Origin of the sequence: Gordonia oryzae (assembly GCF_003797185.1) — a bacterium.
Taxonomy (GTDB): Bacteria; Actinomycetota; Actinomycetes; order Mycobacteriales; family Mycobacteriaceae; genus Gordonia; species Gordonia oryzae.
In genome coordinates, this window is sequence record NZ_RKMH01000003.1 from 194,847 (window position 1) to 208,064 (window position 13,218).

At 68.8% G+C, this 13,218-nt stretch carries 14 protein-coding genes; 1 reads left to right on the plus strand and 13 read right to left on the minus strand.

All coding sequences use genetic code 11. From position 1 onward, the window contains the following. Nucleotides 1–79 precede the first annotated feature (79 nt). Nucleotides 80–541 carry a MarR family winged helix-turn-helix transcriptional regulator gene (locus EF294_RS05085; RefSeq protein ID WP_123926262.1) on the plus strand — a complete coding sequence of 154 codons (462 nt, stop codon included), beginning with the start codon at nt 80–82 and terminating at the stop codon, nt 539–541. Nucleotides 542–556: 15 nt separating this feature from the next. Here the strand turns inward: EF294_RS05085 and tsaD are convergent, their stop codons facing one another. The 13 genes from tsaD to EF294_RS05155 all read right to left on the minus strand — a co-directional run bounded on the left by tsaD (nt 557) and on the right by EF294_RS05155 (nt 13,209). Beyond that, a complete protein-coding gene (gene tsaD / locus EF294_RS05090; RefSeq protein ID WP_123926265.1) occupies nt 557–1,600 on the minus strand; it encodes a tRNA (adenosine(37)-N6)-threonylcarbamoyltransferase complex transferase subunit TsaD in 1,044 nt (347 codons plus the stop codon). Continuing rightward, nucleotides 1,597–2,130 carry a ribosomal protein S18-alanine N-acetyltransferase gene (gene rimI / locus EF294_RS05095; protein WP_123926268.1) on the minus strand — a complete coding sequence of 178 codons (534 nt, stop codon included), beginning with the start codon at nt 2,128–2,130 and terminating at the stop codon, nt 1,597–1,599. Before rimI ends, tsaD begins: the two co-directional genes overlap by 4 nt. After that, the gene (gene tsaB, locus EF294_RS05100) at nt 2,127–2,885 is read right to left on the minus strand and encodes a tRNA (adenosine(37)-N6)-threonylcarbamoyltransferase complex dimerization subunit type 1 TsaB (protein ID WP_123926708.1); all 759 of its coding nucleotides are present in this window, start codon (nt 2,883–2,885) and stop codon (nt 2,127–2,129) included. The genes rimI and tsaB overlap by 4 nt, the downstream gene beginning before the upstream one ends. 29 nt (nt 2,886–2,914) lie before the next feature. Next, entirely contained in the window at nt 2,915–3,361 is a 447-nt protein-coding gene (tsaE, locus tag EF294_RS05105; protein WP_123926271.1) for a tRNA (adenosine(37)-N6)-threonylcarbamoyltransferase complex ATPase subunit type 1 TsaE, read from the minus strand. Further along, complete coding sequence (locus EF294_RS05110; RefSeq protein WP_123926274.1) at nt 3,358–4,485, minus strand: alpha/beta fold hydrolase; 1,128 nt, start codon at nt 4,483–4,485, stop codon at nt 3,358–3,360. The genes tsaE and EF294_RS05110 overlap by 4 nt, the downstream gene beginning before the upstream one ends. Continuing rightward, nucleotides 4,479–5,651: an alanine racemase gene (alr, locus tag EF294_RS05115; RefSeq protein ID WP_123926277.1), complete on the minus strand. Its 1,173-nt coding sequence runs from the start codon at nt 5,649–5,651 to the stop codon at nt 4,479–4,481. The genes EF294_RS05110 and alr overlap by 7 nt, the downstream gene beginning before the upstream one ends. 720 nt (nt 5,652–6,371) lie before the next feature. Then, nucleotides 6,372–7,823 (minus strand): NAD(P)H-hydrate dehydratase, encoded by a 1,452-nt coding sequence (locus EF294_RS05125; RefSeq protein ID WP_123926280.1) that lies wholly within the window; start codon nt 7,821–7,823, stop codon nt 6,372–6,374. Between the two features lie 15 nt (nt 7,824–7,838). Then, the gene (glmS, locus tag EF294_RS05130) at nt 7,839–9,701 is read right to left on the minus strand and encodes a glutamine--fructose-6-phosphate transaminase (isomerizing) (protein ID WP_123926283.1); all 1,863 of its coding nucleotides are present in this window, start codon (nt 9,699–9,701) and stop codon (nt 7,839–7,841) included. Between the two features lie 6 nt (nt 9,702–9,707). After that, a complete protein-coding gene (locus tag EF294_RS05135; RefSeq protein ID WP_123926286.1) occupies nt 9,708–10,649 on the minus strand; it encodes a dienelactone hydrolase family protein in 942 nt (313 codons plus the stop codon). 10 nt (nt 10,650–10,659) lie between these two features. Then, nucleotides 10,660–10,920, minus strand: a complete 261-nt coding sequence (locus tag EF294_RS05140) for a hypothetical protein (RefSeq protein WP_123926289.1) — start codon at nt 10,918–10,920, stop codon at nt 10,660–10,662. Next, nucleotides 10,917–11,978, minus strand: a complete 1,062-nt coding sequence (locus EF294_RS05145) for a hypothetical protein (RefSeq protein ID WP_123926292.1) — start codon at nt 11,976–11,978, stop codon at nt 10,917–10,919. The genes EF294_RS05140 and EF294_RS05145 overlap by 4 nt, the downstream gene beginning before the upstream one ends. Then, on the minus strand, nt 11,971–12,345 hold the full coding sequence (locus EF294_RS05150; protein WP_123926295.1) for a hypothetical protein: 375 nt from the start codon (nt 12,343–12,345) through the stop codon (nt 11,971–11,973). Before EF294_RS05150 ends, EF294_RS05145 begins: the two co-directional genes overlap by 8 nt. 168 nt (nt 12,346–12,513) lie before the next feature. Further along, nucleotides 12,514–13,209 (minus strand): HAD family hydrolase, encoded by a 696-nt coding sequence (locus EF294_RS05155; protein ID WP_123926298.1) that lies wholly within the window; start codon nt 13,207–13,209, stop codon nt 12,514–12,516. Between the last annotated feature and the right edge of the window lie 9 nt (nt 13,210–13,218).

Below are 13,218 nucleotides of genomic sequence, written 5' to 3' on the forward strand. Positions count from 1 at the left end.
GCATCTAATGTGGCCGCATTATTTGTTGTCACATTATTTTTGCTCGCATAAAATGTAGCGTCAGTGATATAGTGCCGCCATGAGCACGGCGGCGGAAGGCGACGCGACGAACGAAGCCGTGCCCGTCAACGACGACCGCACCGACGAACTCGCCGCCGCATGGCACGATCTCTCGGTCCGCTTCCACCGCATCCAGTGCACCCTCGACCGCGAACTCCAGTCGTTGCACCACCTATCCTCCAGTGAATTCGAGGTCCTCGAACTCCTCTGGGGCGCAGCCGATCACAGCCTACGAATGAGCGATCTGGCCGGGCAGGTGCATCTGACGCAGAGCGCACTGTCGCGAGTGGTCGCCCGACTCGACAAGGACGGATTCGTCGAGCGCACGATGTGCGCCACGGACCGACGGTCGGTCGTCGCTGCTCTCACCGACGAGGGAGCGCGACGGTACACCGATGCCCGGCCGACACAACGTCGAATCCTCGCCGAGCAGTGTGTGACGTGCCCCGAAGTATCCGGCGGCTCGTTCACCACCACCTGAAGCAGCACCCCGTTGTCACAACTGCGGGACTTGCACACTCATCCCCGGATCGGTCGCCACCGTCAAGGGTGAGGGCTGTGCACCGCCGGCGATGACGTGGGCCCCCAGCGTCGCGATCATCACCCCGTTGTCGGTGCATCGACGCGGCGTGGGTACCCGGAGCGTGATATCCGCTGCCGCACAACGCTCTTGCGCCAGAGAGCGGATACGCGAGTTGGCCGTCGCCCCGCCACCAAGCACGAGAGTGTCGACGCCGAGATCACCGCACGCACGTACGGCCTTGAACGTCAACACGTCGGCGACCGCCTCCTGAAAAGATGCCGCGACGTCGGCGATCGACACCTCGACGCCGTCTCGTCGACACTTCTCCACATAGCGGGCCACCGCCGTCTTGACCCCGCTGAACGAGAAGTCATAGCGCGCGTCGCGGGGCCCGGTCATTCCCCGAGGAAAGGCGATCGCTTCCCGGTCCCCGCGCGCCGCAGCCTCGTCCAGCGCCGGTCCACCCGGGAAACCGAGGTCGAGCAGGCGGGCGACCTTGTCGAACGCCTCACCGGCGGCATCGTCGAGGGTGGTACCGAGTTCGACGATCGGCTCGGCGAGGTCGGTGACGTGCAGCAGGTGCGTGTGCCCGCCGGAGACCAGCAGGGCCACGCATTCGGGCATCGGTCCGTGCTCCAGGGTGTCGACCGCGACATGTCCGCCGAGGTGATTCATCGCATACAGCGGGACATCCCAGGCCAGCGCATAGGATTTCGCTGCCGCCACCCCCACCAGCAGGGCCCCGGCCAGACCCGGGCCGATGGTGACCGCGATGGCATCGGGCCGATCGATCCCGGCCGCCGCGCGAGCCCGCCGCATGGTGGGCACGATTGCCTCGAGGTGTGCGCGGGAGGCGATCTCGGGGACCACTCCCCCGAATCGGGCATGCTCGTCGACGCTGGAGGCCACCTCGTCGGCAAGCAGGACTGCCCGACCCGGCTCGTCGGTGCCCGGCTCCCAGCGCACAATCCCGACTCCCGTTTCGTCGCAGGAGCTCTCGATACCCATCACGATCATGCGTGCTGCCCACCCTTGCCTGCCGAATCCAGTGACTCGTCGACGCCGGCCCGACCGGAGGCCGACGGACGGATCATCGTGTAGGCGTCGGCACCCGACGGCTGGTAGTAGCCGCGCCGCACGCCCGACCTCACAAAGCCGTTGCGCTCGTAGAGCGCGATCGCGGTGACGTTGTCGACGCGCACCTCGAGGAAGACCGGTGCGTCGACGGAGTCGGCGACCTCGAGCAGCGCATCGAGCAATGCCCTGCCATAACCGCGTCCGCGGTGGGTCGGCGCGACGGCGATCGTGTGGATCTCGCAGTCGAAGCTGCCCTCGGATCCGAGGGTGGAAATACCCGCGTAGCCGGCCACCGCACCACCGGGCTCGTCCCGGATCGCAAAGTAGCGGTTGTACGGCGCGTTCAGCTCTGCCCGGAAAGCCGTTGCCGGCCAGGGTGAATCGCCGGCAAACATCTCCTTCTCCAGGGCGGCGCAACGAGGGATGTCGCGGTGGCCGAGAGCATCGATGATCGGCACAACGGTGGTCACGACGCGCCGACCTTCTTGTGTTGCTGGTCTTTTCGTTCCACCGCATCGGGTCGGCGCAGATAGAGCGGAAGGAGTGGCGGCACACTCTGCCCACCGGTCACCGCGATCGCAGCCGCACCGAGCAGTCCGGCGACCGAGGGTACGGTGATCGCCGGATCATCACCACCCCAACCACTCTGGCGTAGATGGGCAGCCGACCCGCCGACCGCGTCGACACCCGAGTCGGAGAGAACTTCGGCGACGACGCCGGGAGCGCTCACCTCAGGTCCGCGCGTGCGGGTGTGCCCGCCGTCGCGATAGAGCGCCCAGTACACCTCACGGCGGCGCGCGTCGGTGAGCGCGAGCACCGTGGCGCCCGGCGCGCTCACGCGACCCACATCGTGTGCGATGGCATCGAGCGAACAGACGCCGAACACCGGAATATCCAGGGCGTCACCGAATCCGGCGCCGGTTGCCATGCCCACCCGCAGGCCGGTGAACGGCCCGGGCCCGGTTCCGACGACCACCGCGTCGATGCCATCGCGGCCGACGCCTGATTCCTCGAGTACCTCGGCGATGAGCGAGGTCAGGATCTCCGCGTGGCGACGCCCGTCGGCCACCACGCGGGTGGCGGACACACGGCACTCGGGAGCCCCGTCCGTCGTCGTGATGCGGCCGATCCCGGTGACGACGGTGTCGGTGGCGGTGTCGATCACGAGCACGGTTCGGGTGCGCCCGGGTGGAGAGCTCTCACCTGCCAGGGCGCCGGTGGCCATCTGCGCTGACGGTGTCGATTCCGGTGTGCTCATCGGTGATTCACCCATTCCCAACTCGCGTGGCGTACGTCGGTGTCGGGGTCGCGGACCAGACGTATCAGCAGATGTCGCTCGGCCAGACGTTCGGCCACCCCCTCGCCCCACTCGACCACCACGACGGCGTCGGCGAGGTCGGTGTCGAGGTCGAGTGCGTCGAGTTCCTCGAGCCCACCGAGCCGATAGGCGTCGACGTGAATCATCGCGGGCCGACCCGCCGAAGTCGGCCGGTGTTCGCGCGCGATGATGAACGTCGGTGAGGAGACCGGACCGGCGACGTGCAGCCCTCGCCCAATGCCGCGCGCGAGTGCGGTTTTGCCCGCACCCAGTGGCCCGTCCAGGATCACCAGGTCACCAGACGAAAGTTCTTGCGCGAGTTCTTCTCCGAACATTTCGGTGTCGGTGACTTCGGGGAGATCGCGGGTCTGCGGTCCACTCATGCGCGCGGCCTCCGCTGCCACCAGCGACGGCGCGGAGCCGGGGGGGCCGGACGCGCGCGCTCGACGAGGTCGGCGATCGCGTCGGTGACGCGGTCGGGTGCCTCCATCTGCACCATGTGCCCGGCGCCGTCGACCACCTCCATCCGCGAGTCGGTGCCGAGTTCGCCGTAGAGCTGCAGAGAATTGCGCAATGGCGTCATCCGGTCTTCGTCGCCGCATACGACCACCGAGGGCACCTGGGCGATAACCGGAACACCCATCCACTCGTCATGACGCTCCAGCGCGTTGAGGAAGTTGACCACGGTCACGATGGGCGTGTTCTGAATCATCTTCTCCACCGCCCGTCCGGCAGCCGGGCTGTGGAAATCCGGGCCGAAGCTGGCAGCGACGAGCACCGGCTCGAGAAGTAGCCGGGTCAGGTCGCGGCCGGCCTCGATGACCCGCGGAGTGTTGCGGGCGGCGACCGCGAACCCGTCGAGCAGTGGATTACGCAGTCCCCGACCGAGTCCGGCCTCGGTCAGACCGCTGGCCGCGGTCGCCACGAGCGCCACTCCCGCGATCCGGCCGTCGGCGGCGAAGAGCTGCGGATACCGGCGCGCCAGCGCCATCAATGTCATCCCGCCCATCGAATGCCCGACCAGCACCACCCGACCCTTGGCAGCGGTTCTATCCAGGATGACGACGGCGTCGTCGGCGAGTTGCTGCATCGTGCACGTGTCCGCGGGGGCCTCGCCACTGCGACCATGACCGCGATTGTCGTAGAACACCATGCGAATTCGGCGATCAGCCCACAGCTGCGCCAGGGCATGGCGCTGGAAGTGCCAGCTCGCCAACCGCAGGCTGAACCCGTGCACGAAGATCACTGTCAATTCCGGGGTCTCGTCCGGCTCGAGGCCGCCGAGGTCGACGGTGCGTACCGCCAGTTCCACGCCGTCGGCCGCGGTCACCGTCGATGCCCGATCCTGGTACATCGTGGTGAAATCGACGCCGTGATAGGGGTCCTGGCCCCGTCGAATCCGACGCCGAGTGGCGCTGCGTGCCGCTCCCGCGGCGGCCAGCCCGCCGAGGGTCGCCACCCCGGCGAGTCCGGCTGCCAGGCCGACACGCTCGGTGGAGTTCACCACGTCGCCTCCTGCCGCCGGGAACAGACGTACTCGCGGCGCGCTCGCCCGCCGATCCGCGTGAGGATCTCATAGTCGATGGTGCCGATCGTCTCGGCCCACTCCGCCGCGGTGGGTCCGCCGCCGACGCCGGTGCCGAACAACTCGGCGGTATCACCCTCGCGCACACCGCCACCGTCGGGGCCGAGGTCGATCACGAACTGATCCATGCACACCCGGCCCACCTGACCGAAGACACGATCGCCGATTCGGACCCGCAACCGTCCCGACGCGAGTCGTGGCACTCCATCGGCGTATCCGGCCGGGATCACCGCGATCGTGGTGTCGCGCTCGGTGGTCCAGACGTGACTATAGGAAACCCCCTGTCCAGCAGGGATTCTCTTCACCAACGCCACCTCGGCGCGCAAGCTCATCGCCGGGATCAATCCGAATTCACGTCCCAGTATCGGCAACCCACCGTAGAGGGCGATTCCGGGCCGCACCAGATCACGCGCGAGGTCCGGACGAGTCAGTGCCGCTGGAGAGTTCGCGATGTGCATCACCTCCGGCGGCGCGCCGAGACGAACCAGGTCGGCGCGCGCCTCGTCGAGGCGCTCGGCCTGCAGCGAGTTCAACGGGTGCTCGGGTTCGTCGCCTCGGGCGAGGTGGCACATCAGCGCTCGTACCCGGACGGCGTCCTCGGCGACGGCCTTCGCGAGATCGTCGGCGAAATCCGCCCATTCCTCCGGCGCTACCCCGCTGCGCCCAAGACCCGTGTCGAGTTTGACGGTGACCGTGGCCGCGGTGCCCCGATCTCGGGCCGCCTCCAGGACGGCCGCTAGTTGACGACGGGACGAGAGTGCGAGGTCGAGGTCGGTGTCGATGGCGGCGGAGAAGTCCGCGCTGTTGGTGTGCAGCCAGCACGTGATGTGTTCGGTGATCCCCGCGGCACGAAGCGCGAGTCCCTCGCCGATCACCGCCACGCCCAGTTCGGCCGCGCCGGCGTCCAGTGCCGCACGTGCCACCCGTACCGCACCGTGCCCATATCCGTCGGCCTTGACCACAGCGATCACGCCCGCACGTGCTGCCTCGCGCACCACACCCACGTTGTGGGCGATGGCATCGAGGTCGACGACGGCGGCCAGGGCCGAGCCGTGATGCCCGGAGCCGGGCGGCGGTGAGTTGATCATCGCCGCCCATTGTCCCAGATTTGTGTCGGCCGCCGAGGTCCGGTGTGCCGGCGTAGCCCCCACCGGGCGCGCACATGGCGCACCGTGGATCGCAGCGCAGCCCCGTGTCCACAGTCGGCGATCTGTCGGCATCCGCGGAGATTCGCTCATGCCATCGGCCCCTCTGGGCACTTGACTGGGGAAAATCCCGTCGTTCGCAATTCCGTGCGCTTGCACGTCTGCCGATTCGACGCCGTGCACACAGCCGTGGCACCGGCCACGTCAGCGGTCGGGAATCCGGCCCGTCACAGTCCGGGCCAACCGCCCGCGAGAGGGTGCCGCGCGGCGCAGGAATCGCCTGTGACGCGGCGGGGTCGGCTACCTCGTCGGTGACACGTCCTGTTCATGATCGGCGACGTGGGTGGCGGCCTCCACGCCGAGATCCCCGGTCTCGGTGGCCGGTGGTGTCAGCCGGTCCTGGTCATGGTGGCCGTCCACGGGGTGCAGCCGACCCTCGGCGCGCGGACAGCAATGGTGCTGGTGGCCACAACCTTCATCTCGCGGCCCCCGGCGACACCGGATGGAACGGCCCGCCTCGACCCGACCGGGCCGATGACCACCGACCGAATTCGTCGGCGCGGCGATCGCGAATGGTGTGGTCACTCTGCCCGTGCCGATACCGGGGTGGGCGGCTGCCAACACTGCTGCGAACCGCACGACCGACGATCGGCGCCCTCTCGGTCACAAGCCTTTCGGTCGAGAGCCGGCGAGCAACTCTCGGATCGCCGGTCGGAGTGCGCCGAGGAGTGCCGACGCGCCGATGGGGGCACCACGCGCCGCCAGCGCGGCGGCGTGGGCGTGGACCCGGGCGGCGGCGGCACCGGCCCAGATCGGCGGGAGCCCGGCCGCGAGCAGTGCTCCGGCGATCCCCGAGAGCACGTCTCCCGCGCCGGCGGTGGCCGCCCACGACGATCCGGCGTCGTTGCCGTGGACAACGCCGTCGGAGTCGGCGACGAGAGTGATACGTCCCTTGAGGAGTACGGTCACCCCCCACCGCCGGGCCAGCGACGAGACCACGGTTAGCCGGTCCGGGCCGACCGGTTCGCCGGTGAGACGGGCGAATTCGCCGGCGTGCGGGGTGAGCAGTGTCGGCGCATCACGGCCGACGACGAGATCGTTGTGGTCGGCGACGAGGGTGAGCGCGTCGGCGTCGACGAGCACGGGCAGCTCGGTTTCCAGCACGGTGCGCAGTGCCTCGAGTGCGGCGGCGTCGGTGCCCACGCCGGGCCCGATCACCCAGGCCTGTACCCGGCCCGCATCGGAGAGATCCGGCACCGCAACCACTTCCGGGAAATGCCCGACGACCTCGGCGAACGCGGCACCGACGTAGCGGGTCATGCCCGACGTGGCGGCGACGGCGGCGCCCGAGGCGAGGATGGCCGCGCCGGGATAGCGGCGCGAGCCGGCGATCACGCCGACGACACCCTGGGTGTATTTGTCGTCGTGGACGCCCGGAATCGGCCACGCCTCAGCAATTTCGTTGTCCGACAACGAGAACAGTAAGGGTCCGCCCTGCCGGCCAATCGTTCGCGACAGCCCGATGTCCACCACATGGATGCGCCCGCACTGCGGTCCGGCGAGCAGGTGCGCGTTGCGCAGCACGCCGAAGGTGACCGTGACATCAGCGCGCACCGCGGGGTGATGGACCTCGCCGGTGTCGGCGTCCACGCCGGAGGGCAGGTCGACCGCGACGACGGTCACGCCCGGGCCGAGCGCCGCGAACACCTCGGCAGCGTTGTCGCGCAACGGTCCCCGCCCACCGATGCCCACCACACCGTCGATGACGACGTCAAGATCGGTGGGCAGTGCCGCAACGATACGCCCACCGCGACGCCGTAGCGCGGCCAACCCGGCCGGATGCGCCCTGCCGGGGGCAAGGAGCACGGCGGTCACGTCGACACCACGGCGGGCAAGCTCCGCCCCGGCGAACAAGGCGTCGCCACCGTTATCTCCGGCACCCACCACCAGGCCCGCCCGGCGTCCGTAACATCCACCCGTACGGGCGAATTCACTGATAACCACCTGCGCGACTCCATGCGCGGCGCGGCGCATCAAGGTGCCGTCGGTCAGCAGGTGCCCGGTGGCGCGCTCGGCGGCCCGGACCTCCTCGGCGGTGAAGTGACTGACCGCCATCGGCGCGTCCCGGACCTACTCGACCGTGACCGACTTGGCCAGGTTGCGAGGCTTGTCGACGTCGTAGCCACGGGCCTGCGCGACACTGGCGGCAAACACCTGCAACGGCACCGTCGACACCAGCGGCTGCAACAGCGTCGGCGTCTTGGGGATCGGGATGAAGTGATCAGCAACGGATTTCGCCGATGCGTCGTCGTCCTCGGCGATCACGATGGTGACTGCCCCGCGTGCCTGGATCTCCCGGATGTTGGAAACCATCTTCGAATGCAACACCGCACGACCGTCCGGTGAGGGCATCACGACGATCACCGGCACGCCGTCCTCGATGAGCGCGATCGGTCCGTGTTTCAGCTCGCCGGCTGCAAATCCCTCCGCGTGCATGTACGCGAGCTCCTTGAGTTTCAGCGCGCCTTCCAGCGCCACCGGAAACCCGACGTGACGGCCGATGAACAGCACGGTGTTGTGATGGGCCAGCGAGTGAGCGAGCTCGCGCACCGGTTCCATCGTGCCCAGGACGTCGCGGACCGCCTCGATCATGTGCTCCATCGCTGCGAACTCGCGGGCGACCTCGTCGGCGTACTTCGTCCCGCGAGCCTGTGCCAGAGCCAGACCGACCATGTAGGCCGCCGCGATCTGGGCGAGAAAACACTTGGTGGAGGCCACCCCGATCTCGGGTCCGGCGTGGGTGTAGAGCACGGCGTCGGATTCGCGCGGGATCTGCGCGCCGTTGGTGTTGCAAATCGCCAACACCCGCGCCTTCTGGTCCTTGGCGTGCCGGACGGCCTCGAGGGTATCGGCGGTCTCTCCGGACTGCGAGATCGCCACGACCAGCGTCGAGCGATCCAGAACCGGGTCCCGATAACGGAACTCGCTCGCCAGCTCGACCTCGACGGGCAGGCGCGTCCAGTGCTCGATCGCGTACTTGGCGAGCATTCCGGCGTGATAGGCCGTACCGCAGGCCACGACGAAAACCTTGTCGACGTCGCGCAGGTCCTGATCGGTGAGGCGTTGCTCGTCGAGGACTATGCGACCCTCCTCGAGATGGCCGAGGAGGGTATCGGCCAGCGCGGCGGGCTGCTCGGCGATCTCCTTGAGCATGAAGAAGTCGTAGCCGCCCTTCTCGGCGGCAGCGAGGTCCCAGTCGATGTGGAACGGTTTACCCGCCCGCGGATTCTGGTCAAAGTCGGTGATGGCGTAGCTGTCGGCGGTGATCACCACGACCTCGTCCTGGCCGAGCTCGACCGCTTCGCGGGTGTGCTCGATGAACGCCGTCACATCGGACGCGACGAACATCTCCCCGATACCCACACCCACCACGAGCGGGGTCGAGCGGCGTGCCGCCACGATCGTGCCCGGATGATCGGAATGGGTGAACACCAGCGTGAACGCACCTTCGAGACGACACAATGCGCGGTAGGCACTCGCCACGAAGTCACCTGCGTCGGGGCCATGCACATACTCGCGTTCGACGAGATGGACCGCGGTCTCGGTGTCGGTGTCGGAGGCAAACTCGATACCGTCGGCCTCGAGCTCGTCACGCAGCGGCGCGTAGTTCTCGATGATGCCGTTGTGCACCACGGCCAGCTTGCCGTCGGTGCTCGCGTGCGGGTGGGCGTTGCGGTCGGTCGGCTGACCATGAGTGGCCCACCTGGTGTGGCCCATCCCGGTGGTGCCCGTCAGCTTCTCCCGCCCGACGCCGGCGATTACCTTGTCCAGGTTCTCCAGACGCCCGGCCTTCTTTTCGATCGAGGTGTGCCCGTGGCCATCGAGAATGGCCACACCCGCCGAGTCGTAGCCGCGATACTCCATCCGCCGCAGCGCTTCGACCACGATGTCAAGGGCGTCACGCCCTCCCACATATCCGACGATTCCACACATAGAAGGTCAGGGTACCGGGATTCTGCGGGCGATCCGGCCACGCTGTTCGCGGGGCTTGGCGCCGAGCAGACGAGAGATGTGATCCAACTCGTGTTCGGGCTCGTCGGTGTGGTCGATGACCACACTCTTGCCGATGACGGCCTGCGGGTCACCGAACCCGGCATAGTCGGTGTCGCCGGCAACCGTGTGCAGGAGGAATCCCGTCATCAGTGCGCGGACCTGCCGATGTGTGGTCTTGTCGGCCCCGTTTGCACCGAGGATCGTCTTCCAGGTGCGGCGTTCGAGAAGCCCGCGGCTGGTTGCGGCGGGCAGAGTGCGCAACACCACATCACCGCCGTATGCGCGCGCCAGCGGACGGGCATTGGCGTCGAAGGTGTCGAGTTCGGTTCCGGCCGCCAGGATCAGCCCGGGCGCAGTGACACGTGGCGCGGCGGCCGGCAGGACTGCGGTCGTCGGGGCCGGGAAGATCGCCACCACACCCGACGTCGGCACCGGTCCCTGACCCAGCAACAGCTCGTCGGAGGCGGCGAGCACCGCGGCCGCGGCGCCGAAGCCGTGTCCGGCGAACCCGACCTTCGCTGGGTCGACGGTGATCCCGCCGTCGCCGAGGGGCGCATTGCAGACCACACCGAGTGCCGAACGCATCTCGGCGGCGAGTCCCACATCCGAGGGCATGAGTCCGCGCTGCCCCTGCGGGAGTGCGACGACGAAGCCCCACGAGGCCAGATGGTAGGCCAGATCCCGGTATCGGTTGCCGCCCGACAGCCAGGTGTGGCCGAACGCGATGGCCGGTAACCGGGTGCCCTCGGCGGGCGTGAACACTCGCCCCTCGATTCCGACGATGCCCAGATTGCCCGCGAGCACGCGGTGCGGACCGCGCCTCGTCAGCGCCGTGAACTGCTTGGCAGGTGGCTTGGACGGCTTGCTGGATCGCTTCTTGCCGGACACGGGAAACAGCCTATTCGGTTGCGCCCGCGCCGTGGGGACTGGCCTCGGCGATGTCGGCGGGCAGCATGATCCGTGGCGTGGCGTTGTCGGCGGCATCTGCAGCGGTCTGCAGGTCGGTGCGCAGTTGCGACACCTCGGTGCGGTGCGCGAGTTGGTGGTCGTCGAGTCGGGCCACCAGCGCCTGCTGGGTCTCGCTGAACTCGCGGGAGGCGGCGGTCAGGCGCCCGATGGTCGATCGGGTGAGGTGTTCGATCTGCTCGGCCGCGTTCACTGATCACCTGCCAGGGCCAGATCGGACGCCGGGGCCCGCCGGCCCCCCGGATTCGGGGCAGGTGTCGGGGCAGCTGGGGGTGACGGGGCAGCTGGGGGTGACGAGGCGGCTTGCGATGACGGGTCGGTTTGCGGCGACGGGGCCGAGTCCGGTGACGGCGCCGGCTGGGTACTCGGCCCGGTCCGACCTGTATCGGCCTCCTCGGCGGTGAGCGTGAACGGTACGTCGGGGCCGTCCGGGGCCGGACTCGACTTCGGTTCGAGGGCGGGCGATCCATCGGTCACCGAGACGTGCGCGGAGTGTCCGGCGGGCACGGGTCGCGCGGCGTCGGGCGTCGGCGCCTTGTCCTCGACGGGGACATCGCGCCTCTCGGCGGGTGGACCGCCGTCGCCGTCCGGTACTCGCACCCGCGCCGGTGCCTCGGTGCGCTGCGTCAGGTCCCACTCGTCGGCGGATCGGGCAAGGATCGACAGAATCGCCCGCACACCGCTCTGGGTGGCTTGTGCGGTCGTGGTCAGCAGCGCGATCCGGGAGGCGATGTCGGCGGCGACCACGGCGGGCGGGACGCGACCGGTCAGCACCGCCACGGGGAGCTCGGACAACGGCACGCCTGCGACCAGCGGCGACGACAGCCGAGCCACCGTGCGATACCAGGTACGCAAGATCTGATCGATGCCCGCTGCCGCGGCACTCGTCGCCTCTGCCACCGAGCGCACCACCGTCAGATCGGCCTCGGCGCGGCGTTGGTGTTCGATCACCAGATCGACGGCAACGGCTCCGGCACCCGACGACCAGCCATGGTCGAGACGTACCTGCTGCTCGGGCAGCCGGTGCATCTGGTCGGCGACCACCCGGTGCACGGCAGCCAGCCGGCGTGCGTCGGCGGCCAATCCGGGGATGTCGAGCCGTCCGGTCCGCGCCAGCACTGCCCGGAGTTCGTCGTCGGGGGGAACGGCCAACCCGACGACGCGACCGGCACCGAGCACCGAGATCAGGTCCTCGACACCCGCGATCGCCCGATCACGAAGTGCCACAAGTGTTTCCGACGGATCAGCCATCCGAATCAGCTCCCGCAGCCGCGGCGGACACACCTCGCGCCGCCTCGTCGTCGGCGGCATCGATCGCGGCGAGTCCGCGCGTCAGGAGCGCCGAGAGCGCCGTGGCCGACTCCGACTGATCACGCAGCCGTTCGGTCAGCACCCGGCTGATCTCGGTGAAGCGACCGGCGAGCTCGGCATGGTCCTCATCGTCGGCGGCCCAGGTCCCGAACCGATGCTCGTCGAGGTCGCCGGCGGCCACCGCGAGTACCTGCGAGGTCTTGCGATAGAAGTCGGCGACGGCGATCACCTCGTCGATGTCGACCGACACCCCGGCCCGCGACGTCACCCCGGTCGCCTCCTCGGCCGAGACACTCTCGTGCTCCACACCGACTCCCTCCCCTGCCGATCACACTCGTATCGAGATCTCCACCGTGAGGTTGGACGCACGCGACGTCCCCATGGTTCCCCTCACGCCGATTTCACCCATCTCACCCAAGTCTCACGTATCGGGCGCCGACACGCGCGGCTTTTCGCCTCCGGACCGGTCGCACCGTCAGAGGTCGATACCGTGCGCGCGGACGGCGTCACCGAGCGCGGTGGGCCGCTGCTGCGGTGGGAGGTCGTGCACGAGTTCGAAGGCGGCACCGATCCGCCGCGCCCCGCCGTCGGCCTCCTCGCTGTCGCCGACCATCAGGCAGTCGTAGCCCGCGACGCCGAGCACATCGAGCGCGGCATGGAAGATCCGGGGATTGGGTTTGATCGCACCGACCTCGTAGGACAGTGCGTACGCGCCGACGGTATCGGCGAGGTCGTGCAGCGACAACACTTTTCGGAGGTCGAAGGCGATGTTGCTGACGACGCCCACGGGAATCCGCCGGGCCGACAGCGCGGTCAAGACCGTAGCGGTGTCGGGAAAGGGTACCCACGAGTGCGGGTCGAGTACCCGCTCGTACAGCGATTCCGCATGGCCGGGCACGGTCAGCCCCGAGGTGCGCAGCATCGCCAGATAGGCGCGCCGATGTTGGACGGGGTCGAGATCTCGCCGCTCCCAGGCGATCCGGTCATCGTCGAGGATGTCGGCGGGCAATCCGACCGGCTGGGTCATGCGGCGCACCAACTCGGCTTGCGCGTCGACGTGCAGCGGCCGGCCCTGCTGATCGTGGAGGCCGGCGAACCACTCGTCACGTGCCTCGAAGCGGAAGAGCGTGCCCGAGAAATCGAACAGGACCGCCTTCGGGACACCGCTCATGACCGTGTG